Raw genomic sequence first — 25,460 nt, 5'->3', positions numbered from 1 at the left:
CTGCCCGCCGCCGAAGCCGTTGCCGTCCGAAAGCGCCACGTACACATCGGATTCGGCACCCTGGGTGAACGTGAGGATGTCGTCCTTGCCGTCACCGTTCACATCGCCCACGCGTGGCTGCTCACCGGCGAGGGCGAAGTGCTCGTGGACCAGCCGGCCCGCACCGAAGGCATTGCCGTCGGACAACGCCACGTACACATCACCCGTGCTGCCCTGAGTGAAGGTGATCAGGTCGTCCTTGCCGTCACCGTTCACGTCACCGAGTGCCGGGAACTCACCCGACGGCGAGAAGAAGCCGTGCCAGACGCGGGCTTCGCCGAAGCCGTCGCTGCCGTTGGACAGCGCCACATAGACCTTGGCCTCGGTGCCCTGGGTGAAGGTGATGATGTCGTCGTAGCCGTCGCCGTTGACGTCCCCGACGGCGGGGACCTCCGCGCCCGGCGCGAAGTGGCCGTGCCAGACACGGGCTTCGCCGAAGGTGATGCCGCGGCTGGAGAGGGCGACATGGACGTCGGCCGCCTCGCCGTGCGTGAAGGTGACGATGTCGTCCTTGCCGTCACCGTTGAAGTCACCGGTGAGCGGGGTCTCGCCGCCCGGGGCGAAGAAGTCGTGCCAGACCCTCGCGCCGCCGAACTCGCTCCCCGTCGACTCGGCGACATAGACGTCGGCCTCGTCGTTCTGGGTGAAGGTGACGATGTCGTCCCTGCCGTCGCCGTTGAAGTCCGTCGGCGAGCCGCCCGGCACCGGTCGGTGGGTTCCGCAGTTGCCGCTGGTGTGGCGGGCGGCGGTGGTGCTGTAGCGGAGGGCGACGCCGTCGATGACGATCGGCATGTTCTGGCCGTCCGCCTCCTGCTCGTAGTGCAGGTGCGGCCCGGAGGACTGGCCGGTGGTGCCGACCTTGCCCAGTTCGTCGCCCGTGCGGACGTACTGGCCCTTCGACACGGTGATGCGGTCGAGGTGCGCGACCAGGCTGGTCCAGCCGCCGCCGTGGTCGACGCGGACGTAGTTGCCGTAGCCCGAGGAGTTGGGCACGGGGACCGCGTCGATCACCGTGCCGGGCGCCGAGGCCAGGGCCGGGGTGCCGAGGTCGGCCGAGCCCGCGATGTTGAAGTCCAGCGCGTTGTGGACCTCGGACGAGTGGTGGTAGTAGTCCCGGACCTGTCCGCAGGGCCAGGGCGCGCGGAAGTCGGGGCGGGTGCCGGCGGCCGTGGCCGTCGACACGGGGATCAGGGTGGCGCCGGCGGTCAGTAACGCGACGACGAGGCCGCCGTAGAGGTGCCGTCTTCGCATGCCGTCTTCCTTTCGTGAAGGCGCGGGTGCGCCATGGGTCGGTTCCGGGCACGTGGCTTCCCGGCGGCGCGCCTCTCACTGCGCGCCGCCGGGAAGACATGGGGTCAGAGGGAGGTCTCGCCGGGCAGGCCGAAGAAGTCGTTCCACTTCTTCCGGTCACCGAAGGCGGTGCCGGTCGAGAGGGCGACATGGACGTCCGCCTCGGGCGTGTGGTCGAAGGAGACGACGTCGTCCTTGCCGTCACCGTCGTAGTCGCCGACGTACGGATAGGCGCCCGGGCCCGAAACCGCGTCGTGCCACACCCCCTTGACGGCGAAGCCGCTGCCGTCGGACAGGGCGACGCGGACGTCGGCCGCCGTGTCGGCGGTGAAGCTGGCGATGTCGTCCCTGCCGTCGCCGTCGAAGTCGCCGACACGGGGCAGTTCGGCCCCGGGCGAGAAGCCGGTGAGGACCTTGCGGGCCGCGGCGAAGGAGTCACCGGTGGACAGGGCGACGAAGACGGCTGCCTCGGCGTTCTTGGTGAAGGTGATGATGTCGTCCCTGCCGTCGCCGTTCAGGTCTCCGACGGCGGGGAACTCGCCGGCCGGGGCGAAGTGGTCGTGCCACTTGCCGCCCGTGCCGAAGGACGTGCCCGAGGACAGGGCGACATGGACGTCCGACGAGTCGTCCTGGGTGAAGGTGACGATGTCGTCCCTGCCGTCGCCGTCGAAGTCGCCCACGGCGGGCACCTCGCCGCCCGGTGCGAAGTGGTCGTGCCACTTCTGTCCGGTGCCGAACGCGCTTCCGCTGGACGGTGCGACGTAGACGTCGGCCGCCGCACCGTGGGTGAAGGTGACGGCGTCGTCCTTCCCGTCGCCGGTGAAGTCGCCGGTCAGCGGGGTCTCGCCGGCGGGCGCGAAGTGCTCGTTCCACTTGCCGCCGCCCGCGAACGCGGAGCCGTTGGAGGGGGATGCGTACACGTCGGCGGCCGCGTTCCGGGTGAACGTGACGATGTCGTCCCTGCCGTCCCCCGTCACATCCGTGGGCGAGCCGCCCAGCATCACCCCGCCGGCGTTGCCGTAGTAGACCTCGAGCTCCGCGATGGACGTGAACGTCTTGTCGCCGCCCGGCCGGCCGATGATGCGGACCCCGTCGCCCGCCGTCGGGTCGAACGAGAAGGTGTAGGTGCGGTGCGCGCCCGCCGTGCTGTCGTTCGGGTACGCGGGTCCGATGCGCTGCCCGGAGACGTCGACCCACTGGTGGTCGCGCCGGACCTGGACCCGCAGGTCGCCGGCGAACCAGCCGCCGTCCGGGAACATGTCGCCGGTCGTGTAGACGACCTTGTTCATCATGTACTGGCGCGGCCAGGTGTATCCCCACCAGCTCGCGCCCTTGCGCTCGTCGTTCCAGTCGTCCTCGTTCTGGTCGCGGTTGCCGTCGGCGTAGAACGCGTCCCTGCCGAAGTGCGCGGCACGCTGAACGGGCACGGTGCCGGGCTCACGTGCGAGGTTGCGGCCCGGGTCGGCGGCGTTGCCGGGGGTGGAGTCGCGGTGCGGCTCCAGGCTCATCTTCCGCAGGGAGAAGGTGTACGCCCAGTGGTCGCCGTGCGGGTAACCGCCGCCGCAGGGACAGACGTTGGACTGGAGCCACATCGACTTGCCGTCGGCGCTGATGTACTTCGACGGGATCGTGGTCGCGTAGCCGCCGTGCTTGGTGTGGGTCCACGGGTAGCCGCCGAAGTCCTTGGTGGCGAAGTGCTTCCAGGGACCCCAGGGAGTCGGGGACTCGTAGAACTCGAAGGTGTACTCGGTCCACGAGGTGTAGATGTAGCGGTTCAGCGGCTTGTTGTAGACCACGCCGCCCTGGCTGAGGACCGTCATGTCCCGCGCCCGGCCGGCGGTGAAGACGTCCTGGTAGATGTGCCGGTCGTCGTGGAGGACCGGCTGTCGCCCGGCGATGTCCGTGGACCAGAGCGGGTTGCCCGAGGCGTCCGTGCCGGACATGTACTGCCAGGCGTTCTCGTCCATGACGGAGCTCTTGTGGACGCGGGCCAGGTACAGGTCGACGGGGTCGGGGACGGTGTTGTCGAAGGAGTCCCGCCAGTTGTGGTCAAGGCCGTAGGCGTACACGTAGTCGTCGGGGGCGTTGGCGTAGTTCTTGCCGTAGTCCAGGAACATCACCGTGGTGAACACGCCGCCGCCGAACATCGGCCGGTTGCGGTCCCAGGTCCAGGTGCGCCCCTTGTCGGTGGACTTGGCGATCGTCGCGGCCGGTGCGTCGTTGAAGTCCGTGGCCAGGTCCTGCACCGCGAGGTAGAGGTCGCCGTTCACACAGGCCATGCCGGTGGGCTTGCGGTTGTGGCCGGCGCTCCATATCTGACTGACGTCCGTGGACAGCTGGGATCCGGTCAGGGCTCCGGGCATGCCGGAGATCTTGGCGACGCCGATGTCGCTGTACGGGCCGTTGAAGCCGACGCCGTCGCCGTACGCGGTGTAGACGTTGTCGTCGTCCGCCCAGCAGTTGGGCCACAGGTCGCCGTGGTTCTGGTTGTCGCCTGCCGCGGGCGCGCCCACGGTGGCCGCGGGGTCCACGACGACGGTCGAGAAGAAGTCGCTCGCCGGAGGGGAACCGGCGGCTGCCGCGAGGGTCCCCGCCGCCGGAGACGCGTCGGCCGGGGTACCGGCGGTGCTCGCGGCCGTGCTCTGCGGCACGGCGGTCAGCACCGTGCCGAGTGCGAGGAGGGCCGCGGTGAGGGCACGGCCCACGGCCCCTCTCCGACGGGGAGGTTGGGCGGCTCTGCGCATGACTGTGCTCCCGGTGATGTCGGTCGGTCCAGCCCTAGGAGAAATCGATTTCAGCGGACGGTACTAGGGTGACTGGAGCACGTCAACAGGGCTGCTGAGCAAGGCTGTTGGGCAAAAAGCGGGCACTTGAGTCATTACGCCCGGTTGCGCGGCCGAGGCACAGCGATCCGCGGTCGACGTCTTCGCCGGTCACGGGCCTGCACGCCGGAGCGCCGGAGGGAGCGCAAGAAATCCATTTCATGCTGCAGGTAGTGACCATCGGCTGCTTCCGTGCGCCGGCGGGCAGGTTCATTGTCAGTGCGGTGCGCTTGACTGTCCGCCATGGAGCTCACGCAAGCGACCGTCAACGACCTGCTGGCCCGACTGGGCCCGGGGGACGGCTACATGTACCTGCCCGTCGACCTGGACCCGCAGGCCCTGACAGACCTGCTCGGCAGCAGGTACGGCGCCCCGCGCACCCTCGTCCTCGACGGCTTCACCGATCCGACGGCCGACGAGTCCCAGGGCGCGGCCCTCCTCGTCCCCTTCGAGGACCGCGCGGTGACGATACGGGCGTGGGCGTACGGGGACCAGTGGGTCGGTTCGGGTACGGCGCGGGACCCCGAGGGCACCGAGCGGCCGGTGCTGGTGGTCGCTCACCGGGAGGTGCCGGAACCCGTGGCGGTCGCTCCGGGCGAGGACGTCGACTGGATGGAACGGCTCATACGGATCACCGGCTGGACCCGGCCCGCCCAGCGGCCGGACGTGGACTGGGCGGAGCTGGAGTCGCGCCTGGGCACGGCGCTGCCGAGCGACTACAAGCGCATGGTCGAGACGTTCGGCGAGGGTGCCTTCGACGGATGGCTGGACCTGGAGCAGGAGCCGTGGACGCATCTCAGGGGGGACGGCCTGCTCATCTGGGCGGGCACGGAGCACGAGGAGCTGTACTGCTGGAGGACCGACGGCGACGACCCCGACCGCTGGCCCGTCGTGGTCCGGTCCTTCGACGGCGACGACCTCCTCTTCGACTACCAGGCCGCGGAGTTCGTCTGCCGCATCCTCACCGACCCGCACCACCCGTACACCATGGCCCGCTATTTCGACACCCACTGGTTCATGAACTACCGGGAGAGCACCTGACCGAATCGCGCCGCCACCGGCATCCACGGGCCCGGTTCCGGACCGAGGATGCCGAAGTCCGTGCCGGGGCGAGGCCGGCAACCACGCGGCCACCGTCTGTCAAGCCCCGAAAAGCAGTGCCGTGACGTGGGTCACCGGTGCTGGGCCTACTGGAGAGGCGACCCGGACCGCACGTGTCGCCGTACCGCGCTCTCCGCGATGCGCCCGTACCGGAAGGAAGAAGATCCATGACGATGCCCCCGTCCTTTCCGCCCCAGCCGTCGGAGCCGCCCGGACAGCGGGCCTGGCCTGCCTCCGCCCCGCATCCTCGCCCGGACGGCGGCGCCTGGCAGCCCCCGCGGTCAGGCGCGCCGGGCGAGCCACCGCCCGGGGCGTGGGACGCCGCACCGGGCGGCCCTCTCGTCCCGGGCAGCGGACAGCGGCCCCTCTTGCAGACCGCCGGACCGGATGCCGGCCTGGGCGGCAGGACGGTCGTAGAAGGGCAGGTGAGAGGCGCGCAGGTACGGTCCGAATACCAGGGCCAGCACCACTTCGAGGTCGTGTGGACCTTCCGCGTCGAGCGGTACGACGCCTTCGGCAACCGGATCTCCGTCGTCCCCGTCGAGATGCGCGGCCTCACTTTCGAGGGCTCCCTCAACGACGGTGACCGGGTGCGCGCCCATGGCCGCATGAAGTCCGGCACCCTGCGCGTCGCCCGGCTGGAGAACCTCACCACCGGCGCATCCGTACGCGCCAAGGGTGTGCCGAAGGCCGTCCTCATCATCGCCTACATCATGATCGCCGCGATCGTCGCCTTCATCGCCTGGGGCTTCCACGGCCTCTTCTTCGACGTTCCCGAGCCTCCGCCCGGTTTCCCGAGCGACTGGGGAGGGCCGGCATGACGATCGGCGGAACGACACCGGCATGTCCGCGCCGTACGGACACGATCTCTCGCGTACACCCATAGGTGAGGTGTGCCGGCCCTTGACGCGCTTGTGACCAAGGCGGGCACTGACAGTGAGGGTGACAAGGACGAGGGGCAGCTGGTGGCGGCACTGACGACGCGGACGCGGTCACGGCCGTCCCTGCTGGCCGCCCATCCCGCTCGCTCCGTCGTCGTGGCGTTCGCCTTCGCCGTGGTGGCCGGCACACTGCTGCTGTCACTGCCGGTCGCCTCCGAGGACGGCTCGGCGACCGGCCTGGTGACCGCGCTGTTCACCGCGACCTCGGCGGTGTGCGTGACCGGTCTCGCCGTCGTGGACACGGGCACGTACTGGAGCGGCTTCGGAGAGGGAGTGATCCTCGCCCTCATCCAGGTCGGCGGCTTCGGGATCATGACGATGGCCTCGATGCTGGCCCTTCTCATCTCCGGCAGACTGCGACTGCGGATGCAGCTCACCGCCCAGGCGGAGACGAGAAGCCTCGGCATCGGCGACGTACGACGGGTGCTGCTGGGTGTCGCCGGCACCACGCTGGTCGTCGAGCTGACCGTCGGGGCCGTTCTGGCGCTGCGCTTCCGGTACGGCTACGGCGAGAGCGTCGGCAGCGCCGCCTACCTCGGCTATTTCCACGCCGTGTCGGCCTTCAACAACGCGGGGTTCGGCCTGCACGCCGACAACATCACCCGCTACGCGGGCGACGGATGGGTCCTGCTGCCCGTCGCGGCCGCGGTGATCCTGGGCGGCCTCGGCTTCCCCGTGCTGCTGGAGCTGCTGCGCCACCGCCACCGGCAGCGCACGACAGGGCGCCGCACCTGGACCCTGCACACGAAGCTGACGCTGATCGTCACGGTCGTCCTACTGGCCGTCGGCACCGTACTGACCTGCGTCCTGGAGTGGACCAACCCGGGCACACTCGGATCGCACAGCACGGCGGACAAGATCCTGGGCGGCTTCTTCCACTCCGCCATGACGCGCACCGCGGGTTTCAACGCGGTCGACATCGGCGCCATGGAGGCATCGACGCTGCTGATGACGTGCGTGCTGATGTTCATCGGCGGCGGCAGTGCCGGAACGGCCGGCGGCATCAAGGTCACCACCTTCGCGGTGCTGCTCGTCGCGATCATCGCCGAGGTGCGCGGCGAGCCTCACTCGGTGGTGCTGGGCCGCCGGCTCGCCGCGCATGTGCTGCGCCAGGCCCTGACCGTGGCACTGCTCGGCGTCGCCCTCGTCGTGGGCTCCACGCTGCTGCTGCTCACACTGGTGCACGAGCGGATGGAACCGGTGCTGTTCGAGGTCGTCTCCGCGTTCGCCACGGTCGGCCTGTCCACCGGCATCACCGCCGACCTGCCGGGCGCCGGGCAACTGCTCCTGACCGGTCTGATGTTCGTCGGCCGCCTCGGCCCCATCACCCTTGTCTCCGCACTTGCCCTGCGCGAGCGCACCCGCCGCTACGAACTGCCCGAGGAGCGACCCATCATTGGCTGACTACCTTCACTCCCTGCGCCGGCGACGGCACAAGCGCGTCGCCGAGACCCATGCCCGCGGTGCCGGCGACCAGCGGGTCGCGGTCATCGGGCTGGGCCGTTTCGGCACCTCGCTGGCCAATGAGCTGATGCGCCGCGGCTGGGACGTGCTCGGCCTCGACACCGACGCCCGCCTAGTCCAGAAGCACAGCGACGCGCTCACCCACACGGCCGTCGCCGACTGCACCGACCCCGAGACGCTCCGCCAGCTCGGCGTCCAGGAATTCACCAGCGCCGTCGTCGCCATCGGCACGGACATCGAGGCCAGCATGCTCGTCAGCTCCAACCTGCTGGAGGCCGGGGTGCCCACCATCTGGGCCAAGGCCGTCAGCCGCCAGCACGGCCAGATCCTCGAACGCCTCGGCGTCCACCATGTCGTCCTGCCCGAGCACGAGATGGGCGAGCGCGTCGCCCACCTGGTCACCGGCCGCATGCTCGACTTCATCGAGTTCGACGACGACTACGCCCTCGTGAAGACCGTCGCCCCGGACATCGCCACCGGCATCCCGCTCGGCCGGAGCCAGGTCCGCAGCAAGTACGGCGTCACGGTCGTCGGCATCAAACGCCCGGGCGAGGACTTCACCTACGCCACCGCCGAGACGGTCGTGGAGCGAGGCGACGTCATCATCGTCACCGGCAAGACACACTCGGTCGAGGCGTTCACCGACCTCAGCTGAGCTGCCCCGGCCGGCCTTCCCTCCGTAAAGGGCGACCGGCGACTCCCGGCGGGCGGCCTCCCTTCCTGGCGTACCGCCAGGCGCCGGGCGCGCTCGTAGCCCTCCGCGAAGACCAGGGACTGGGGATCAGCCGCAGCAGCCGCCCGCCGGATCCTCCTCGACGGCCTTTCCCACTGCCGCAGGCGCACCGAGCTGGACGAGCTGCGGCGCAGGCGCGCAGCAGCCGCCGGCGTCGGCCTGCTGGACGTCGGGGGCGTCGAACAGGCCGGCTCCGCCGCAGACTCCGGTCTCGGGGAGGGTGAGTTCGACGCGGTCGGCGGAGTCGAGGTCGCCGGCGATCGCGGCGACGACGGAGCGGACCTGCTCGTAGCCGGTCATGGCAAGGAACGTCGGGGCGCGGCCGTAGGACTTCATGCCGACCAGGTAGATGCCCTGTTCGGGGTGGGAGAGCTCGCGGTGGCCGTGCGGGTAGACGGTGCCGCAGGAGTGCTGGTTGGGGTCGATCAGCGGAGCGAGCTGCACCGGGGCCTGGAGACGTTCGTCCAGGTTCAGGCGGATCTCGGAGAGGAAGGACAGGTCGGGGCGGAACCCGGTCAGCACGATCACCTCGTCCACCGGCTCCAGCCGGCGATCGTCGTCACCCACCAGTACCAGGCGTCCGTCGCCGTCGGGTTCGAACGCCTCGGTGCGGAAGCCCGTGACGGCGTCGGCGTAGCCGTCGTCGACGGCGGCCTTGGCCGCCAGACCCAGGGCCCCGCGGGCGGGCAGCTGGTCGGCTTCGCCGCCGCCGAAGGTGGAGCCGGAGATGCCGCGGCGCAGGACCCACACCGCGTGCGTCCCCTTGCCGTCCTCGGACTTGGCCAGCTCGGCGAGGTGGGCCAGCGCGGTGAAGGCGGAGGCGCCGGAGCCGATCACCGCGGTGCGCCTGCCCGCGTAGCGGGCGCGGACGGCGGGGTCCTTGAGATCGGGGACGCGGTACGTGATGCGGTCGGCCGCCGCCTTCTCGCCGAGCGCGGGCAGGCCGCTGCCGCCGGCCGGGGACGGGGTGGTCCAGGTGCCGGAGGCGTCGATGACCGCGCGGGCGAGGACCCGCTCCTCACGGCCGTCGGCGTGCTCGACGTGGACGACGAAGGGCTGGGTCTCACGGTCGGCGTCGACGATCCGGTCGCGGCCGGCCCGGGAGACCCCGGTGACCGTGGTGCCGATGCGGACTCGGTCGCCGAGGACGTCGGCGAGCGGCTGCAGGTACCGCTCCGCCCAGTCCCCGCCGGACGGATACGTCGCCGGGTCGGGGCGCGTCCAGCCCGTGGGGGCGAGGAGCTTCTCGGCAGCCGGGTCGACGACTTCGCCCCAGGGGGAGAACAGGCGCACGTGGCTCCACTCGCGAACGGCCGCACCGGCACTGTCACCCGCTTCCAGCACGAGCGGCTCGATGCCGCGCTCGACGAGGTGGGCGGCAGCGGCGAGTCCGGCGGGGCCGGCTCCGATGACGACGACGGGAAGCTGCTGGGTGCTCATGAGGATTTTCTCCTTGACGGGGAAGCGCGCGGGGCGAGGCGTGCGGTGGGTCAGCGGGCGGACAGCGCGAGGAGTTCGGTGGACCTTCGGCCGGCCTGGGCTCGGCACACGGCGTCGCAGAACCGCACCTGGGTGAGGCTGCGGGTGCCCCGGCGAGTGCGGTAAGCGGTGATGGCGGTGCGCAGAGCGGTGGCCACGGCGGGCTCCTGTTTTGATGAACGTCGATGTCTTGCACTGCCAGCATGGCACCTGTTTCGATGGGCGTCAACATAGACATTCGTCGAAGCCAGAGGGTCATTCATGGAGCACGCGGACGAGCACTACGACAGCCTCACGCTGTTCTCCCCGGCCCTCGGGCAGGCGCCCCATGTCCTCCGGCACGGACGGCGCCACACTGCTCCGGCCGGACGGAGCCCGGGAGGAGGTGCACACCCTCCTGCTGGCCACCGGCTACCGCCCCCACCTGCCCTACCTCACCGGGTCTGACGTTCGTCGGGCTGGAGTGGCAGCGCAGCCTGGCGTCGAACTCCCTGCGCGGCGCGGGCCGGGACGCCGCCCGCGTCGCCCGCCGCCTCGCCGCCCACCTCGCGGGCTCGTGACCGCCCTCACCGACTGGTTCGATGTGTGTCAACATAGACGCATGTCGAATGCCAAGGTGCTGCCGTCGCTCGAGCCCGTCGACGGCCAGGGCGTCGTGCCGTGCTGCCCGCCGCTGACCGAGCGACCGATGACCGCCGGGGAGGCCGAGACGGCCGCGCGGATGTTCAAGGCGCTCGGTGACCCGGTGCGCCTGCGGCTGTTCTCCGCCGTCGCCTCCCACGAGGGCGGCGAGGCGTGCGTCTGCGACATCTCCGACGTCGGCGTCTCCCAGCCGACCGTCTCCCACCACCTGAAGAAGCTCAAGGAGGCCGGCCTGCTCACCTCCGAGCGGCGCGGCACCTGGGTCTACTACCGCGTCGAGCCGTCCGTGCTCGCCGCGATGGGCAAACTGCTGACCACCACCGCCGCAGCGGCCTGACCGCTACCCAGCAAGGGGAGACAGCACCATGTCCGTAGGCACCGGTTCGTCCAGCTCGGTGATCGTGCCGCTGACCGCCGAGCACGCCGAGCAGGTCCTGGCGATCTATCGGGCCGGCATCGACGAGGGCAACGCCACCTTCGAGACCACTCCCCCGGACTGGGAGACGTTCGACGCCGCGAAACTGCCCGACCACCGCTTCGTCGCCCTGGACGAACACGGGGCGGTACTCGGCTGGGTCGCCGCGACCAAGGTCTCCGACCGCTGCGCCTACGCCGGTGTGGTGGAGCACTCCGTCTACGTCCACCCCGCGGCCCGCGGCCGCGGTGTCGCCTCCGCCCTGCTCAAGGCGCTCATCGATTCCACCGAGCAGGCCGGTGTCTGGACCATCCAGTCCGGGATCTTCCCGGAGAACGCCGCCAGCCTCGCCGTTCACCAGCGGGCCGGATTCCGCGTCATCGGAACCCGGGAGCGCATCGGCCGCCACCACGGCCGCTGGCGCGACGTCGTTCTCGTCGAGCGCCGCAGCCCAGCGATCGACTGAGACAAGACGAGCGCCAGGACCAGCAGGACGCGTCGGGGGCAGAACCGGGCCCGGGCTGCCGGTCCAGTCCCGGACTCGGCCGGCACGTCCCCAGCCGTACGGCACAACTTGCCCGACCTGTGCGGACCTTCGCCTGTAACGGCCAGGGTTGCCTGCCATGATCGTCATCATGGGGATACACATCGCACCGGCCGCGGTGGCCGACTTCCACCAGGTCCTGAATGATCACTCCCGTTACTGGGGCGAACGCGACCTTCGGTCGCTGCACCTTCTGGCCCTGGTGCAGGAGTTCGGCTCCACCTGCATGGTTGCCCGGGCCGAGGACGGAATCCGCGGGTACGTCTTCGGGTTCGTCACCCCAGACGGCACCGGGTACGTGCATCTGATCGCCACGCGGGACGATGCCCGTGGCACCGGTCTCGGGCGTCGTCTGTACACGGCGTTCGCCGAAGCAGCGGAACGCCACGGTGCACGGAAGTTGAAGGCGATCACGTCCGTCGAGAACACCGGCTCGATCGCCTTCCATCGCAGCCTCGGCTTCGACACGAAGATCGTCGACGACTACAACGGCCCCGGCCGGGCCATGGCCGTCTTCCACCGAGATCTGCCACTCACCGTCTCGCGGCCCTGACCCACCAACCGTCGAAGTCCGACCCGGAGGACACAAGGCCCGGCACGCGGTCGAGTGCGGCACCAATCGCCTCAAGAGACATCGAGCCGTGACCACGAGGTACGACGAACTCGCGGTCCGCTACGAGGCCACCGTCCTCGTCGCCGCCCTCAACGAGTGGTTCTGACGTACTGGTCCGACGACAACTCGAACACCCGTACTCGCCGGCCGCCTGTGGGGTTCACGGTCTCACGGACCGGATGCATTCCCAGTTTGGTCATGATCCGTTCAGAGGCGTCGTTGCCCACTTGAGCGATACTGACGATCCGCTCCAGCCCTCGCTCTTCGAACCCGAACCGTACAGCGGCTGCAGCGGCCTCGGTGGCCAGGCCCTGCCCCCAGTGGGAACGTCCCAGCCGCCAGCCGACCTCGACTGCCGGCAGTACCTCCGGCAAGTAGCCGGGCACCGAAAGGCCGGTGAACCCGGCCAGCTCGCCAGTGGACCGGATCTCCACGGCGAACAGGCCGAAGCCCCGTGCCTCCCACTCGTTCTCCCATGCCTGGACCCGGCCGCGAGTCTGCTGTTCGTCAAGGACGCTGCCGTCACGGATCCACCGCATGACCTCGGGGTCGGCATTGACGGCGGCCATGGGCGCAATGTCTTCCTCGCGCCAGCGACGCAGTATCAAACGGGGAGTCTCAAGCGTGATCATCCACTCATTCTGGGTCTGAAATGGGCTCTCCGCCATCCTCACCGGGCACGCTGTAGGGACTGAATGCGGGCGCGTTGCTGCCCGGCCCGGCCCGGCCATCTCGTGGCGGCCGGTGTGGTCACGGCGACCCGGGATCGTTCTGACCGGCCCAAGAGCCGGGCAGGGTGGCCGGATTCAGTTCGTGCCGGGCTTCTTCGGTGCGGCGACGGTGAGTGGAGGCCGGATCAGTTCGATCAGGAAATCCTGGTCGGCGGCGCCGGAACAGCGGCCCTGGACGATCTCGGTGCCCTCCTCGGTGTCCTGGTCGCGCAGGCTCAGGCACTGACCGGTGACGGCCGGACGGATGAGGAAACGGGCGGTGCCGCGCGGGCCGAAGGACTCGATGCGGAACTGTTGGGCCCGGTTGTCGTCGGCGCAGTCGTCGCGAGGTTCCAGCAGGTTGCGCGCCGGCCCCTTCGACAGGACGGTGAGGCAGCCGATGCCGTACTTCGGGTGGTGCCACTGGATCTGCACCGTGTTCTTGCCCACCGGTTCGAGGTACACCTGCGGCAGACCGGCCTCCTCGCAGGGCCGTTGGGTGGCGACAGCGGTCCGGTAGCGGCTGGTGCGGTCCCTTCCTTCGGTCAGGCACAGCTCGGGCGTGCGAGCGGGGTGGATACGCGCCCAGCTCCCCACAGCCAGCATGCGCAGCCCGGTCACCGGCATCGTGGGCAGGGCATCCGGTGCCGACTCCTCAAGTCGGCTGCCGAGACCGAGTGTGCCCGCGGCGACGATGCACGCGGCACCGAGCAGAGCGGCCGTGCGACGCCACCGCGGGGCGCGTGCCCGGGCGGGGGCGTCAGTGGCCGGTACCGGCGTGCCGCCTGCGTCACCGGCCTCGTCCCCGGTCGGTGCGGACACCTGGGTGGCGATACGGTGGCGTGCCGCGAGCCACTGGCCCACTTCTTCCTCGCCGAGACCGCAGGCGCGGGTGAATGCCTCCACGAACCGTTCCCGGGGCAGGCTGGTGCGGCCGAGCGTACTCGCGATCGTGCTGGCCGGAAGGGGGTCGCCATGTGCGCCGGCCTTGTCCTCCAGCTGACGGTAGGTCAGGCCGGACCGGATGCGCAGCGCGCGGAGCGCCTCCGTGAATTCGGCTGGGGTCCTGGCGTACGCCGGCTGCGATGGCTCCTGCGGTGACTTGGCGCGGACTCCCTTCTGACTCATGGCGTCAGAATGGCCCCACGGATAGTGCTCAGTCACCCCTGCAATTCGGCCTTGTCCGCACGTTCACAGCGCGCCGGGACGGGTTTCGGACACGTTCGACGACAGGGGCCACCGCACGTGCTCTTGACTGGGGCAGGTCGGTCGGGTGACACGGTGCCCTGCCACGGACGGGGGCGCCCGCTGACCACCGGGCAAGCAGCCCCCGTCCATGGTCCGTACGGCCGTGCGGTCGCCATGGACCGCGGCCACGGCCGCGGACGACAACCCCGGACGAGCGCTGCTCACCCTCGGTGCCCGCCCTCGGGCCGGGGCAGGGACCGCGTCACCACCCCGAGGACGTCGCCCAGCGGGAAGAAGCCCAACTGGCGTGAGTCCACGCTGGCGGCGGTGTTGTCGCCGAGGAGCACCACGCGGCCCGGCGGCACCCGCCCGTCACGGCCCTCGGCGAGCGGCGGGACCGACCCGGGCGGCACCGGCTCCCCCGGCACCGCCGCCACCCTCTTCACGATCAGCGGACTGTGCCGGTCCTCCCGCCAGACCGCCGGCGACCGGGGCCGCAGCGCCACCACGACCTGTCCCCGGCGCACCGTGCGCGTACGGCGCACCAGCAACCGGTCCCCGTGGTGGTGCGTGGGGGTCATGCTCGGTCCGCGCACGGTGACGACGAGCAGACGGCGGACGGCGGTCGCCCAGCAGGCCGCGAGGGCCAGCGCCACCACCGGCAGCCAGACGTCCCGTCCGCCGGTCACGGTGACATCTCCGTCAGCGCTGCCCCTTCGGACGGCCCGGCGGCGTCGGGCAGGTAGCCCGTGGCCTGGAGGGCGAAGAGCCGCGCGTACTCGCCACCGTCCGCCAGCAGCCGCGCGTGGTCGCCGCGCTCGACGATGCGCCCGCCGGAGAGGACGACGATGACGTCGGCGTTGCGGAGCGAGCCCATCCGGTGGGAGATCAGGAGGCTGGTCCGGCCCCGGCGGTGTCGCGCGATCGCGGCGTGGATCTCGTACTCGGCCTCGGCGTCCAGTCGCGCCGAGGGTTCGTCGAGGATCATCAGGTCCCGGGTGCCCCGCAGAAAGGCCCGCGCCAGGGCCAGACGCTGGCTCTGGCCGCCGGACAGCAGCACGCCCGACTCGGGGTCGTCCTTGTCTCCCTCCATGAAGAACGTCCTGGTGAGCGGTGTCCGATAGCCCTTCGGGAGTTCTTCGAGGGTGTCGTGCGCCCCGGCTCGCCGCGCGGCCGACACGATCTGCTCCTCGTCGTCGAGCGCGCCCAGGTCGCCCAGCGCGATGTTCTCGGCCGCCGTCAGGTCGTACTGCACGAAGTCCTGGAAGACCGCGGTGATCCGGTCGCGCAGCGCCGCCGGATCGACCTCGCGCAGGTCGACGCCGTCCCACAGGATGGCGCCCCGGGTCGGATCGTAGAAGCGGCAGAGCAGTTTGACCAGCGTCGTCTTGCCCGACCCGTTGAGACCGACCAAGGCCGTGGAACTGCCGTGCGGAATGGTCAGGTTGACGCCTCTGAGGACCCACGGGTGCCGGTCCGAGTACCTGAACCACACGTCGCGCAGCTCGATGCCCCGGCGCAGGGCGGGCAACGGCCGGGGGTCCGGCGCGAGCACCAGGTCCGGCGGGGCCTCGATGACGTACCGGTAGTGGCCGAAGATCATCAGCGACTCGCCGGCCCGGGCCGCCTCGTGCGCCAGCGCGGCGAACGCGGACTGCGTACCGGCGATGGCGGCGACGAGGAGCGTGACGTCACCCGCCGACAGCTCACCCCGGTACGTCTCGCGCACCGCCCACAGCAGACTCCCGCCCGTCATCAGCGCGGCGAGCAGCCCGAGGCCCGACTGCACGGCGACCTCCCGGCGGTCCACGGCCCGGCGGGCCGCGTCGGCCGTCCGCCGCTCGGCCAGCATCCGGTCGCGCAGGAAGCCGCCGATGGCGAAGAGGCGCACCTCCTTGGCCGCCTCGGCATCCGCCAGGAGACCGGCATAGAACCACTCCCGTCGCTCCGTCGCCCCCACTCGCCAGGCCACGCCGGCCCGCCCACGGGCAAGGGCGATCTCCGCGCAGAGCGTCGGCACCCCGGCGGCGGCCACCAGCAGTGTCAGTACCGGGTTCAGCACCAGCAGGGAGCCCAGGAAGCCGGTGATCGTGATCGCGGACCGGACCAGGCCGAGTGCCGCGTTCATCACCTGCGCGGGGACGCGGCCGCCGCCCTGCCGGGCCAGTTGCAGCCGGTCGAGGAAGTCCGGGTCCTCGAAGCGGCTGAGACCGGGGAAGGCCGCCGCCTTCGTGAAGAGCCGGGCGTCGGCGCGCAGTGCGGTACGCCGGTCCACCTCCGCGGACAGGTAGCGGCACACGTGCGGCAGCAGGGCGGCGACGACGCCGACGAGCGTGAGACCGAGCGCCGGAACGAGCAGCGCGCTCATCCCCGCGTCCGATCCCAGGTTGTCCAGCACCGACTTGGTCAGCCACGCCGCGGCGACCGTGAGCAGGCCCGCGGCCAGACTCAGCACGCCGTACAGCACGCACGCGACCGGAGCGGCCCCGGCCGCCAGGGTGGCGGCCAGCAGCAGCCCGCCCCGGCGGGCGGGCGCGGACGGACTCATCGCGGGGACGCCTCCCGCGCCAGGTCCACCACATGACCGGTGACGACTGTGCGGCCCTGGTCCGAGTGGACGCGCAGCGTCGTGGGGAACGCGTCCACGCGCAGGGCGGCGCACACCGGCCCGCCCTTCGGCTCCACGACGACCCGGGCCACCGGGCTCAGCTCCCGGACGAAGCGCTCGCACTCCCCCGGTTCGCCGACCACGACGGCGAGCGTCCGGTCCCGGCCACCGGGCTCGGCGGCCGCGTACGCGACGAGTTCGGGCAGCTTCGTGCGGCACGGCGCGCAGTTCGGGGAGAGGAAGGCGATCAATGACCACCCGTCCGGCAGCGAGGACGGGCTGACCCGTGCGCCGTCCTCCGCCACGGCGGTGAAGGCGGGCAGTTCCTCTCCGGGGCGCAGCGGTGTCATCCCCTTGCCCGGCGCGCCCATGGGCCCGCCCGGGCCGTACTCGCGCAGCTTCTTGATCACTCCGATGGTGAGCAGCAGGTCCAGTACGCACAGGATGCCGACGAGCACCACTGCCGCGGTCAGAGCAGCCATTCAGTACCTCTCAGTCACTCAGTCACGGAAGGGGCGACGGGCCGGAACAGACTCACCAGGTCCTCCAGTACGGTGACCAGGCCGCCGGCAACCGCGCCCGCGCACCACGCCACCGCGGCCATGGCGGGGTTCGATCCACCGGCCGGGCCGGCCGCCACCACCGCCGCGCCCACCCCGGCGACGGACGCCAGCAGCCCGTTCCGTACGACGTGCACCCGGCCCAGCGGATCGGCCGACCGGCCGAAACACCGGCAGTGCACGGTCGTCCCCCTGCCCACCGACCTGGCGATGACCACGGCGAACACCGCGAGGAGCAGCGTGGCCGCCAGCAGACCCACCAGGGTCACCGGGGTGTACGGCAGGACCAGAGCGAGGCAGACGGCGCCTTCCCCCGCGACCACGGCGAGGGCCACGGCCCGCACGGCCGGCCCCGGCACCACGGCGAGCGGCCGCAGCGAGTCGGCGAAGGCGGAGAACGCCCCGGCCCTGCCGGCCTTGCCGACCACGGCGATGAGGAACATGACGGTCAGCAGCCCGCGCACGCCGTACGTGAAGTAGTTCATTGCCGCCTCTCCCGGGGCTTCGGGGCCCGCCGGCCGGCCGGAGCCCCGTCGTGCACAGGAGGGAGGGCACACCGAGCGGTACGCCCTCCCCGGTCACCGGTGCTCCGCCGTCAGCAGGGGCTGATCGACGGCTCGCCGTACCAGCGGCAGTTCCTGCCGTTGTCGTCGCAGCACCAGTCCTGCCAGAAGCCCTCCGCGTTGCAACGCGTGATGCACCTGAGCGCGTCCGCGTCGGCGGTGGGGAGGAACCGTTCCAGCAGGGAAGAGCCGAGGTTTCCGAGCTTGTTCAGCATGACCAGTCCTCATTTCGACAGCCCCTCGCGCCCCGAAGGGAGACGTCCGGTGGGGAGGCGAGGGGGGTCCGGACCCGACCCGGTGAGCCGGGCGGGGTGAACGGTGACGAGTCTGGGGTGGGGTGAGCACCGGTTCAACGCCGGGACGGCGTTCCGGACGCGTTCCGAACGCGTTCCGAACGCCGGGCTGGTGGGAGCTCCTGTTCGGAACGTGTCCGCGGTGTTCGCGCCGGACCGGACGTGCCGCCGCGGAACCACCGGCCGGTGCTCCGGCGCGCTCGCGGCCGGGGGCGGCCGGGGCACGGGTTCTTGAACAGGCGGGAACCGAGTAGTTTCTGCAGGAGACGCAGCAGACGCTCGTCGCCGTCACCCGCGGCTCCCGTGCCCCGGGCTACGCTGCTCCGCTCCACCCTGACTGGAGGTCACCCGAGTGTTCCCCGCACGGCTACGTGCCGGTGCTCCGTCGGCTCTGGTGGTTCTCGCCCTGACCGGCTGCTCCTCCCACTGGGGCTGCACCGACACGACTGCGGAGCGCGGTGAGGCCGGTGTCAGGGTTCAGGTCGAGGACGCGGCTGGGCAGCCTCTCGGCGTCACCGCCGAGGTCGTCGACTGGCGCCTTGGGCCCCACCCGCAGGTGCCCCACGAAGGTGACCAGGTCCACTTCCACTACCGCTTCGACGGCGCCGGCGAGAGCTCCCGCCCTGCGGTGGACGCCTGCGCGGTCGACAAGGAGCGCGTGGCGTTGGGGTGTGAGACGGTCCATTCGTCCCAGGCGTTCGGGCCGGACGGTGACCTCACGGGCGACGACTGGCTCGCCGTCGAGCACCCTGAGCAGGTTGCCGCAGTGCTGTTGATCCCCAACGACCAGTCCTACGACGGACGAACCTGCGAGCAGGACATCAAGGACGGCGGCGGGCCGCACCCTCCGGAACCAGCCGGCAGGGGCGACCAACTGTAAGCCGTCACGCCACGAGCCGGGCTTGGCCAGTCGTTCCGCGCATGGGTGCTCCTCCGTCGGAAACGTCAGCTCTGCACAGAGATGGCGAACACGCGTGACGGCTCTCCGTACCCGGGGTCAGCCAAACCCACCAACGAGCGCATGGCAGACGCCGCCGAACCAGGCCGGGCCCGATCCACCGTGAGCACAGGGCCGGGTGCCGCTGCCCCGGCAGATCTTGGTGGTCGCAGGTTCCTTGGGACTGATCGGCGGGCGCTCTGCGTCGCTGCGCAGGGGCGGTGGCGCGGTCGGGCGCACCGCGGCCAGACATGGGCATGCAAGTAATCGTCGCTTCGTGTCGGCTGGGCCGGACTCAGAAGCTTTCCGAGGTGGAGGCGTGATCCGCTGCCACTTGGACGGCGGGGATCAGGTCTGCGATCCGTTCGAGTTGGTCGCGCTGGGAGTGCAGGTCCGGGGCACCGAGGCGGGCGACGATGTGCCGAGCACCGGCGGCGACGTACCGTCCCAGGTGTTCCAGCACCTGGTCCGCGGAGCCGGTGACAACTGCCTGGATCTTTTCCAGCTCCTCCAGTGGCATGCCGTATGTGGCCCGCGCGTAGTCGTCCAGTGCCCGACGGCCGCTCTCGATGTCGTTGTCGATCCGTACCGAGACGAATAGTGCGGGGGTGATGTCCTCGGTCTCGCGTCCTGCGTCGGCTGCCGCTTTGTGGACGTTGCGGAGGCCGGACGCGTAGTCGGCGGGGTCGGGCGGGTAGGGCAGCCATCCGTCGTACAGTCGGCCAGTGCGGGCCAGCGCTGCGGGGGTCGCACCGCCGAGCCAGATGGGCGGGCCGCCGGCTCGGGACGGCCTGGTCGTGGGCGGGATGTCGTCGAACCGGAGGATCTCGCCGTGGAAGGCGTCGGCGCCGTCCCACAGGGCCCGCCACAGCGCGACAGTCTCGTCCAGGCGGGCGAAGCGCCTTTCCCACGGCAGCTCGGACAGTGTGTAGAGGGGCCGCCCGAAGCGGCCGGGGAAGCCGGCGCCGACGGTCACGGTGAGCCTGCCACCGGACAGCAGGTCGACCGACGCGAGTGCCTGCGCGGCCTGGACCGGCCGACGCAGGAACGGCATCAGTGCAGCTGTGCCCAGCGTCACGGCCTCGGTCACCGGAGCGAGTGCGGCCAGCATCGTGAGCGCCTCGACGCGCGGGCTGATCAGAGAATCGTTGACGAAGAGCGAGGAGAAGCCCGAGCGTTCGGCGTAGCGGCCGAAGGCAACCAGCTCGCGAGGGTCGTCGGCAGGGCCCCACTGGGCGGTTCCGGTCGGAAGCAGTACACCGATGTCCATGGCGGCAATGTTCACGACCGGTACGAGTGGCGACAATTCCCTGCGGGGAATGGCCTGGGACCCTCCGCCGCCGTTACAACAGGCTCGTGGACTTCCCTCGTGCGCTTCGTGAACGCCGTACCCGCCGTCGTGTCAGCCAGCTCGATCTGGCGCTGCGAGCGGGCACGACCCAGCGCTACCTCAGCTTCATTGAATCCGGCAGGTCAGTCCCGGGTCGGAACATGGTCGTGCGCCTGGCCGAGTCGCTGGAGCTGCCGCTGCGGGAGCGCAACGAGTTGCTGCTGGCCGCCGGGTACGCGCCCGCCTACTCGGAGAGCTCACTGGACGATCCGGTGCTGGCCCCCGTGCGCACGGCGATCGACCACATCCTCCGCGGGCATCTGCCGTATCCGGCGCTGGTTGTGGACCGGGGCGGTGACCTGGTCGCCGCGAATACCGCATTCGACTTGATCACCGAGGGGGCGGCTGACGAGCTGGTGGGTCCGGGCACGAACCTTTACCGCCTGGCGCTGCATCCCGACGGACTGGCTCCCCGTATTCTCAACCTCGCCGAGTGGGCGCGCCACATCCTGGTGCGCCTTGGCCATCTGGAGGAGTTGCGCGCCGAGCTCACCGGGTACGTCCCCGAGCTGGAGCCGTCCGCCGGGCAACTCGGTTTCGCGGTGCCGCTGCGCCTTCGCTCCTCGTACGGTGAGCTCCGCCTGATGACGACTGTGACGACCTTCGCCACCGCCGTCGACGTGACGCTTGCCGAGCTGAAGCTGGAGGCGTTCCTGCCGGCCGACCCGGCGACGGCCGAGGCTCTCTCAGCAGCCGCCGGGGCAATGGCGCGTGCTGCCGCCGCTCAGGAGCCCGGGAACATGTAATCGGTCTTGATGCGGCCGTTGTCGTCGAGTACGAGGATGTCCGAACCACCACCCACCACGTCGCCGGTTGCGGTGGACACCGCCTCCCAGCCGATCCTGACCACGCCATTGAGACGTATCGCACCGGGGCGCGCCCGGAAGACGAATCCCTGTTTCTCGACGAACCGCTCGTAGCTTCGCGCCACTCGGGTCTCGATGGCGTCGTATCCCTGAGCCTCCAGGGTCGGATGGTCGAAGCCGAGTTGCGCGGCCGTCTCCCGTATCTCCGCAGGCGGGTGAAGGATGTGGGTGCCGTCCTCGGCCCACAGTCGCTCGATGACCGCGCGGCGCTCTGCGGCGTCGCGCACATTCCATTGAGCCATGTAGCGGTCGGCCAGCTGCTGCGGGTCGATCTCGATCATCTTCTTCTCCTTGCCCGGGCAGGTCCATTCGGACCAGATCCTGCGGGGCGCGGTGGAGACCGACAATTCCCCGTAGGGAATGGGCTTGCAAGTCGGAGACGACAGCGGCCAGATTCGGACCCTCGGCAAGAGCAACTGCCGTCGGCTCGTCGACGGCACTATCCACATCGGTCGGAACCCCCGGGAGATGCGTTGCCGGGCTGCCTCCGGCCGCGCTGCAGGCGTCAGCCTCAGGCCGGCGTCCGGCCCTGGGGGCGCCATTCGAACAGGAGAATGGTGGCGTCGTCGTTCAGCTTGTTGCCGTGGTGGTCGAGGATGTCGTGGATGAGCAGCCGGAGGATCTCGGCGGGCTGCTGTCCGGCCGCGGCGGAGCGGATGATGAAGTCGGTGAATCGGTCGAGGCCGAACTCGTCACCGCCCCGCCGGGCCTCCGTGACGCCGTCTGTGTAGAGCAGGACCCGGTCGCCGGGTTCCAGGGTCGTCTCGTGCACTTCCCGTTCGGTGCCCGGGCCGAGCAGGGACGGCAGCCCCATGGGCGGCTGCACAGGGCCTTCCAGTGCCCTGTCGAGAACGCGCTGGTTCCGGATCAGCAGGGGTGCGGGGTGGCCGCAGTTGCACCAGCGCAGCACGCCCGTGTCGACGTCCAGCTGGCACACCACGCCGGTGCAGAACTGGTCGGGCAGCCACTGGCTGAGCGCCTGGTCAACCGTGTCGATCATGTGGGGCAGGTCGGCGCTGGAACGACGGGCGTTGCGGCAGCAGGCCATGGCCACCGCGGTGGTCAGCCCGGAAGCGAGATTGTGACCCATGGAGTCGAAGATGGCCGCGTGCAGGATGTTGCGGGTGAGTGAGTGGTCGAAGGCGTCACCCCCGAGGTCGTAGGCCGGTTCCAGCACCCCGGTCGAGATCACCGAAGTGGAGCCGACGCTGCGTGGTGGCAGGAAGGCCCGCAGCATCTCGGTGTGCGCGTGCATGGTCTGGGTGCGGATACGGGCCACGAACCAGTCGCTGTAGGTGCGCTTGGAGGTGACCACCATCGCGAGTGTGTGAGCCAGCAGCCGGCATCGGCGCAGCCGCACGGCGTCCATCGTGGCGGCTCGTACGCCCAGCACGCCCAGGCGTTCGGCGCCGTCGACCAGGGGGACCCACACCACCAGCTCGTCCTGGGCGTCCTCGATGCGCACCGACGTGGTGCGGTAGGCCCATCCGGCCGTACTGCCGTCCACCGGCAGCCAGGCGTCCTGGTCCTCGAGGGGGACCAGGACGCGTTGCTGCAGGTCGACCAGGTAGATGGTGGCGCCCCCCAGTCCCATCGCCCGGGCACAGCGGTCCAGCAGGCCGGGCAGCTGGTAGGGGATGATCGCGTGGACATCGGCGAGCAGTGCTTCCAGCAGTTGCTCGTCCAGCCCCAGGGCGGTCATACGGTCGTCTCCGTCGGCCATGAACATCACCTCCACTCCCTTCACCCACTCTCACACCGAACGGTCCCCGGGCCCGGCGCCCCCTGCCGCAGACGGAGTAACGATCCTCCGATGGGGCCGGGAGGCGTGGTGGCCTGAAGGCGCTGCCGGGCAGGACGGCCGCGCCGGCAGCCCTCGCATTACCCCTCCTACTGCTGGGGTGACCGGCGGCGCCTCGGACAGGAAGAGCGCGTCCGGAGCACGCCGTCGAACTGCCCCCTCCGCGGCCCATCCGGCCGCCACGAGGCCGGGCCGGCCGGGGCTTTTCAGTCGCGAGGGCAGTGCGTGGATCAAGATGCCGCCCAGGCACCGCACCGGTCGCCGTTGGATTCGTGGCCAATTACCCGGCGCTCCGGGGCGTTGCCGCTGCGGTGGGGCTGGGGCGGTCCGGTGTGCCGGCCTGTGAAGGTGTGCGACGTCGGCCGACGACTGGGCTGGAGGTACCACGTGGCCTATACAACGCCGAGAACCGCGACCACGCGGCACCGGCGATCAAGACGTTCGCTCAGCTCTACGGCGCGAAGTTCCTGGCGGCCTGCACAATCTCCGCAAGATCTTCCGGCACGCCGGAACCGCCGGGCCGGTCGCCGCCCGAGCCTGACGGCCCGGACGGAGCCCCTGGACGACGGCCCACCGAGCCCACCACTGCGGCACCATGCCCGAACGAACGGCCGCGACCGGCCTTCAGCCGATCCACAACCGCTCGTCGGCTGGGCCATCAGCGGCCCACGCTCCCAGGCGGCGTCCTGCAGGTCGATGAGCCACTCCATGCCGGCTGGTCCTCCGGGTGACGCCGGCGCCACAGCGGCGGCTTCACGCAGCAGGCGGTCCGGGCTCGCCATGTCGGGACGGGGGCGGCGGTCTCGCCGTAACGCGCGCCTGCGTGGACCCCGGCTTTCTGCAGCCGGGGTCCACGCACGCTCGACGGCCGTTCGTGCTCAGCAGCCGCCGCAGTTGTAGTACAGGACGTCCCAGTGGTTGCCCTCATCGGCATAGATGTTGCCGGAGCCCGACCGCCACTGCGGAGCGCCGTCACCGCGCACACCGATGTAGGTGAACGCGCTCTTGATGTAGTTCCCGACACAGGTGTACTTGCTGAAGTCCAGCTTGTAACCGTTCCAGTGCGAGTACGTGCCGGAAGCGTGGCCGGTCTCCGTGCCACCGGTGATGTTCAGGGCGCATCCGCTGGCCCGTTTCAGGGTCTGGGCGCCCTGAGCGGTGGCCAGGTTGAGCTGGTCGAAGGACGTACACGTCGGGTTGTTGCGGTCGGAGCAGCCACCCGAGGACGACCAGGTGATGCCGACCTCGCGGAACATCGAGGTGGCGGTGGCATGACTGATCTTGGTGACGGCGAAGGCGTCGCCGGCAGTGCCGATCACGACGGCGCCGGGAGCGATGACGAGCGCGAGCGCGGTCACGATCGATCTGATCCGAACACCGATGAGCGTTTTGAGAAGTTTCACGTGGTACCTCCTGCGGAACGTCGCGTCTCTGTGAGGTGACTGTGCAGGTGGTGCATGGCGTGCACTGAGATGATGCCCGGGGTCTACGCGCGTTGGCCAGAGTGCGGTCGACGGTACGGCCTGTCGGCAAGGCGGGGCCAGGGCGGTAGGTGACTTCGATGTCCCGAGGTACAGCCCGCCGACCTCTTCGTCGACGTTGCCGGCGGCTCGACCCTGGCACCACCGGCCGGTGTCCTGCCCGAGGTCACACAGGTCGGAAGTCAGGCCCCCGCCACGGCTGCGGGACACGCCACGGTGGCCGCAGACCGGTGGGGGATCCGGTTGGCTTGGGCGGGTGACAGGGGCACGAGCCCGACGGCTCCGGCCAGTGTCGCAGTCCCCATGCGGGTGACGATCCGTCTGTTGCGCGCTCCGCTCGGAACTCCTCTGGTCCGGTCCCGGCTGCGAGAGCCGGGGACCTGATGCCACTGGCTGACGGCTGCAGTTGATCGTCCTGGTTGTCTCATGATTGACATGCCATCAGCAACGGCCGGCTCGTGAACGCGCACCGGCCCCGTCCGCCGTGAAACGGATCACGGCGGACGGGGCCGGCCCTTCGGACGGGTGGAGCTGTCCGGTCAGGAGTGTTCCAGCGTCTTCCGGAAGGAGCCCCCGCGCTTCAGCGCGTGTTCGATGCTCTCCAGGGATCGCCCCCTGGTCTCGGGCACCTTCGCCGCCACGAACACGATGCAGGCGACGTTCATCAGCGCATAGACGAAGAACGTCCCGGAGCGGCCGATCGCCTCGATGGCGGTCAGGGCGGTCACCTCGATCAGCAACGCCGTGTCGGTGTGGATCCGGCGTTGCGTCTGCGGGCCATGAGGTTGGTCATCGCGACGTAACTCCACCTACCCACCGTAACCTTGCAGAGACCACGGCAGCCGACAGAGCGGCAAGAGCCCCTTCGCAGTAGCTGACTAGCTGTCAGCGAAGTCAGCATGAGGTCAGCAAGAGTCCTGCCACAGACGGCCACAGACGGCCACACTTTGGAATCGTCCGCCACGCGGATTCAGCCCCGC

The 25,460-nt window shown here is 70.4% G+C and carries 25 protein-coding genes; 9 read left to right on the top strand and 16 right to left on the bottom strand.

Features of this window, described 5'->3' with window-relative positions:
* Together H0H10_RS02185 and H0H10_RS02180 are read right to left on the bottom strand one after the other, a co-directional pair.
* Positions 1-1,290 (bottom strand): VCBS repeat domain-containing M23 family metallopeptidase (locus H0H10_RS02185; RefSeq protein ID WP_188179069.1); only part of this gene is annotated, 1,290 nt, incomplete at its 3' end.
* Positions 1,291-1,394: 104 nt separating this feature from the next.
* On the bottom strand, positions 1,395-4,034 hold the full coding sequence (locus tag H0H10_RS02180) for an FG-GAP-like repeat-containing protein (protein ID WP_309141712.1): 2,640 nt from the start codon (positions 4,032-4,034) through the stop codon (positions 1,395-1,397).
* Positions 4,035-4,394: 360 nt separating this feature from the next.
* On the opposite strand from H0H10_RS02180, the gene H0H10_RS02175 reads away from it, so the two are divergent.
* From H0H10_RS02175 to H0H10_RS02160, 4 genes are all read left to right on the top strand, one after another.
* On the top strand, positions 4,395-5,192 hold the full coding sequence (locus tag H0H10_RS02175; RefSeq protein WP_188179068.1) for an SMI1/KNR4 family protein: 798 nt from the start codon (positions 4,395-4,397) through the stop codon (positions 5,190-5,192).
* A 485-nt stretch (positions 5,193-5,677) separates the two neighbouring features.
* Entirely contained in the window at positions 5,678-6,073 is a 396-nt protein-coding gene (locus H0H10_RS02170) for a hypothetical protein (protein WP_188179067.1), read from the top strand.
* Between the two features lie 72 nt (positions 6,074-6,145).
* Positions 6,146-7,597, top strand: a complete 1,452-nt coding sequence (locus tag H0H10_RS02165; RefSeq protein ID WP_309141711.1) for a TrkH family potassium uptake protein — start codon at positions 6,146-6,148, stop codon at positions 7,595-7,597.
* Positions 7,590-8,312, top strand: coding sequence for a potassium channel family protein (locus H0H10_RS02160; RefSeq protein ID WP_188179066.1), 723 nt, complete (start codon positions 7,590-7,592; stop codon positions 8,310-8,312). Before H0H10_RS02165 ends, H0H10_RS02160 begins: the two co-directional genes overlap by 8 nt.
* Positions 8,313-8,438: 126 nt before the next feature.
* Here the strand turns inward: H0H10_RS02160 and H0H10_RS02155 are convergent, their stop codons facing one another.
* Together H0H10_RS02155 and H0H10_RS02150 are read right to left on the bottom strand one after the other, a co-directional pair.
* On the bottom strand, positions 8,439-9,830 hold the full coding sequence (locus H0H10_RS02155) for an NAD(P)-binding domain-containing protein (protein WP_188179065.1): 1,392 nt from the start codon (positions 9,828-9,830) through the stop codon (positions 8,439-8,441).
* A 50-nt stretch (positions 9,831-9,880) separates the two neighbouring features.
* A complete protein-coding gene (locus H0H10_RS02150) occupies positions 9,881-10,027 on the bottom strand; it encodes a hypothetical protein (RefSeq protein WP_188179064.1) in 147 nt (48 codons plus the stop codon).
* A 443-nt stretch (positions 10,028-10,470) separates the two neighbouring features.
* On the opposite strand from H0H10_RS02150, the gene H0H10_RS02145 reads away from it, so the two are divergent.
* The 3 genes from H0H10_RS02145 (at position 10,471) to H0H10_RS02135 (ending at position 12,023) form a co-directional block, all read left to right on the top strand.
* A complete protein-coding gene (locus H0H10_RS02145; RefSeq protein ID WP_188179063.1) occupies positions 10,471-10,848 on the top strand; it encodes an ArsR/SmtB family transcription factor in 378 nt (125 codons plus the stop codon).
* 28 nt (positions 10,849-10,876) lie between these two features.
* The gene (locus tag H0H10_RS02140; RefSeq protein ID WP_188179062.1) at positions 10,877-11,392 is read left to right on the top strand and encodes a GNAT family N-acetyltransferase; all 516 of its coding nucleotides are present in this window, start codon (positions 10,877-10,879) and stop codon (positions 11,390-11,392) included.
* Between the two features lie 157 nt (positions 11,393-11,549).
* A complete protein-coding gene (locus H0H10_RS02135) occupies positions 11,550-12,023 on the top strand; it encodes a GNAT family N-acetyltransferase (RefSeq protein WP_188179061.1) in 474 nt (157 codons plus the stop codon).
* Between the two features lie 149 nt (positions 12,024-12,172).
* On the opposite strand, the gene H0H10_RS02130 is transcribed toward H0H10_RS02135, so the two are convergent.
* From H0H10_RS02130 to H0H10_RS02100, 7 genes are all read right to left on the bottom strand, one after another.
* The gene (locus H0H10_RS02130; RefSeq protein ID WP_188179060.1) at positions 12,173-12,715 is read right to left on the bottom strand and encodes a GNAT family N-acetyltransferase; all 543 of its coding nucleotides are present in this window, start codon (positions 12,713-12,715) and stop codon (positions 12,173-12,175) included.
* A 174-nt stretch (positions 12,716-12,889) separates the two neighbouring features.
* Complete coding sequence (locus H0H10_RS02125; RefSeq protein ID WP_188179059.1) at positions 12,890-13,921, bottom strand: XRE family transcriptional regulator; 1,032 nt, start codon at positions 13,919-13,921, stop codon at positions 12,890-12,892.
* Positions 13,922-14,202: 281 nt separating this feature from the next.
* Positions 14,203-14,670 (bottom strand): S26 family signal peptidase, encoded by a 468-nt coding sequence (locus H0H10_RS02120; RefSeq protein ID WP_309141709.1) that lies wholly within the window; start codon positions 14,668-14,670, stop codon positions 14,203-14,205.
* Complete coding sequence (locus H0H10_RS02115) at positions 14,667-16,529, bottom strand: ABC transporter ATP-binding protein (protein WP_223179256.1); 1,863 nt, start codon at positions 16,527-16,529, stop codon at positions 14,667-14,669. The genes H0H10_RS02120 and H0H10_RS02115 overlap by 4 nt, the downstream gene beginning before the upstream one ends.
* Positions 16,526-17,071: a TlpA family protein disulfide reductase gene (locus H0H10_RS02110; RefSeq protein ID WP_188179058.1), complete on the bottom strand. Its 546-nt coding sequence runs from the start codon at positions 17,069-17,071 to the stop codon at positions 16,526-16,528. Before H0H10_RS02110 ends, H0H10_RS02115 begins: the two co-directional genes overlap by 4 nt.
* A 14-nt stretch (positions 17,072-17,085) precedes the next feature.
* A complete protein-coding gene (locus H0H10_RS02105; RefSeq protein WP_188179057.1) occupies positions 17,086-17,634 on the bottom strand; it encodes a MauE/DoxX family redox-associated membrane protein in 549 nt (182 codons plus the stop codon).
* Positions 17,635-17,744: 110 nt separating this feature from the next.
* Entirely contained in the window at positions 17,745-17,927 is a 183-nt protein-coding gene (locus H0H10_RS02100) for a hypothetical protein (RefSeq protein ID WP_188179056.1), read from the bottom strand.
* A 430-nt stretch (positions 17,928-18,357) separates the two neighbouring features.
* Between H0H10_RS02100 and H0H10_RS02095 the strand changes: the two genes are divergently transcribed.
* Positions 18,358-18,885 (top strand): hypothetical protein, encoded by a 528-nt coding sequence (locus H0H10_RS02095; protein ID WP_188179055.1) that lies wholly within the window; start codon positions 18,358-18,360, stop codon positions 18,883-18,885.
* Between the two features lie 352 nt (positions 18,886-19,237).
* Here H0H10_RS02095 and H0H10_RS02090 read toward each other — a convergent pair whose 3' ends face one another.
* Positions 19,238-20,212, bottom strand: a complete 975-nt coding sequence (locus H0H10_RS02090; RefSeq protein WP_188179054.1) for an LLM class flavin-dependent oxidoreductase — start codon at positions 20,210-20,212, stop codon at positions 19,238-19,240.
* An 86-nt stretch (positions 20,213-20,298) separates the two neighbouring features.
* Here H0H10_RS02090 and H0H10_RS02085 point away from each other — a divergent pair, with 86 nt between their 5' ends.
* Complete coding sequence (locus H0H10_RS02085) at positions 20,299-21,078, top strand: helix-turn-helix domain-containing protein (protein WP_188179053.1); 780 nt, start codon at positions 20,299-20,301, stop codon at positions 21,076-21,078.
* On the opposite strand, the gene H0H10_RS02080 is transcribed toward H0H10_RS02085, so the two are convergent.
* The 4 genes from H0H10_RS02080 to H0H10_RS02065 all read right to left on the bottom strand — a co-directional run bounded on the left by H0H10_RS02080 (position 21,057) and on the right by H0H10_RS02065 (position 25,289).
* Positions 21,057-21,479 carry a hypothetical protein gene (locus tag H0H10_RS02080; protein WP_188179052.1) on the bottom strand — a complete coding sequence of 141 codons (423 nt, stop codon included), beginning with the start codon at positions 21,477-21,479 and terminating at the stop codon, positions 21,057-21,059. The two genes, H0H10_RS02085 and H0H10_RS02080, sit on opposite strands and share 22 nt — an antisense overlap.
* 230 nt (positions 21,480-21,709) lie before the next feature.
* Positions 21,710-22,921, bottom strand: a complete 1,212-nt coding sequence (locus tag H0H10_RS02075) for a PP2C family protein-serine/threonine phosphatase (protein ID WP_188179051.1) — start codon at positions 22,919-22,921, stop codon at positions 21,710-21,712.
* Between the two features lie 956 nt (positions 22,922-23,877).
* Positions 23,878-24,402: a hypothetical protein gene (locus H0H10_RS02070; protein ID WP_188179050.1), complete on the bottom strand. Its 525-nt coding sequence runs from the start codon at positions 24,400-24,402 to the stop codon at positions 23,878-23,880.
* Between the two features lie 617 nt (positions 24,403-25,019).
* The gene (locus H0H10_RS02065) at positions 25,020-25,289 is read right to left on the bottom strand and encodes an MFS transporter (RefSeq protein WP_188179049.1); all 270 of its coding nucleotides are present in this window, start codon (positions 25,287-25,289) and stop codon (positions 25,020-25,022) included.
* Between the last annotated feature and the right edge of the window lie 171 nt (positions 25,290-25,460).

Source organism: Streptomyces griseicoloratus, assembly GCF_014534645.1.
Lineage (GTDB): Bacteria > Actinomycetota > Actinomycetes > Streptomycetales > Streptomycetaceae > Streptomyces > Streptomyces griseicoloratus.
The sequence above is the reverse complement of the archived record's forward strand: the minus strand, read 5'-3'. Positions and strand labels throughout refer to the sequence as shown.

What these genes read in the sequence shown, in the direction of transcription:
- H0H10_RS02175 (WP_188179068.1), top strand. Translation starts at nt 4,395, where the DNA reads ATGGAGCTCACGCAAGCGACCGTCAACGACCTGCTGGCCCGACTGGGC.
- H0H10_RS02155 (WP_188179065.1), bottom strand. Translation starts at nt 9,830, where the DNA reads ATGAGCACCCAGCAGCTTCCCGTCGTCGTCATCGGAGCCGGCCCCGCC.
- H0H10_RS02145 (WP_188179063.1), top strand. Translation starts at nt 10,471, where the DNA reads ATGTCGAATGCCAAGGTGCTGCCGTCGCTCGAGCCCGTCGACGGCCAG.
- H0H10_RS02140 (WP_188179062.1), top strand. Translation starts at nt 10,877, where the DNA reads ATGTCCGTAGGCACCGGTTCGTCCAGCTCGGTGATCGTGCCGCTGACC.
- H0H10_RS02135 (WP_188179061.1), top strand. Translation starts at nt 11,550, where the DNA reads ATGATCGTCATCATGGGGATACACATCGCACCGGCCGCGGTGGCCGAC.
- H0H10_RS02130 (WP_188179060.1), bottom strand. Translation starts at nt 12,715, where the DNA reads ATGATCACGCTTGAGACTCCCCGTTTGATACTGCGTCGCTGGCGCGAG.
- H0H10_RS02125 (WP_188179059.1), bottom strand. Translation starts at nt 13,921, where the DNA reads ATGAGTCAGAAGGGAGTCCGCGCCAAGTCACCGCAGGAGCCATCGCAG.
- H0H10_RS02115 (WP_223179256.1), bottom strand. Translation starts at nt 16,529, where the DNA reads ATGAGTCCGTCCGCGCCCGCCCGCCGGGGCGGGCTGCTGCTGGCCGCC.
- H0H10_RS02110 (WP_188179058.1), bottom strand. Translation starts at nt 17,071, where the DNA reads ATGGCTGCTCTGACCGCGGCAGTGGTGCTCGTCGGCATCCTGTGCGTA.
- H0H10_RS02105 (WP_188179057.1), bottom strand. Translation starts at nt 17,634, where the DNA reads ATGAACTACTTCACGTACGGCGTGCGCGGGCTGCTGACCGTCATGTTC.
- H0H10_RS02100 (WP_188179056.1), bottom strand. Translation starts at nt 17,927, where the DNA reads ATGCTGAACAAGCTCGGAAACCTCGGCTCTTCCCTGCTGGAACGGTTC.
- H0H10_RS02090 (WP_188179054.1), bottom strand. Translation starts at nt 20,212, where the DNA reads ATGGACATCGGTGTACTGCTTCCGACCGGAACCGCCCAGTGGGGCCCT.
- H0H10_RS02080 (WP_188179052.1), bottom strand. Translation starts at nt 21,479, where the DNA reads ATGATCGAGATCGACCCGCAGCAGCTGGCCGACCGCTACATGGCTCAA.
- H0H10_RS02075 (WP_188179051.1), bottom strand. Translation starts at nt 22,921, where the DNA reads ATGGCCGACGGAGACGACCGTATGACCGCCCTGGGGCTGGACGAGCAA.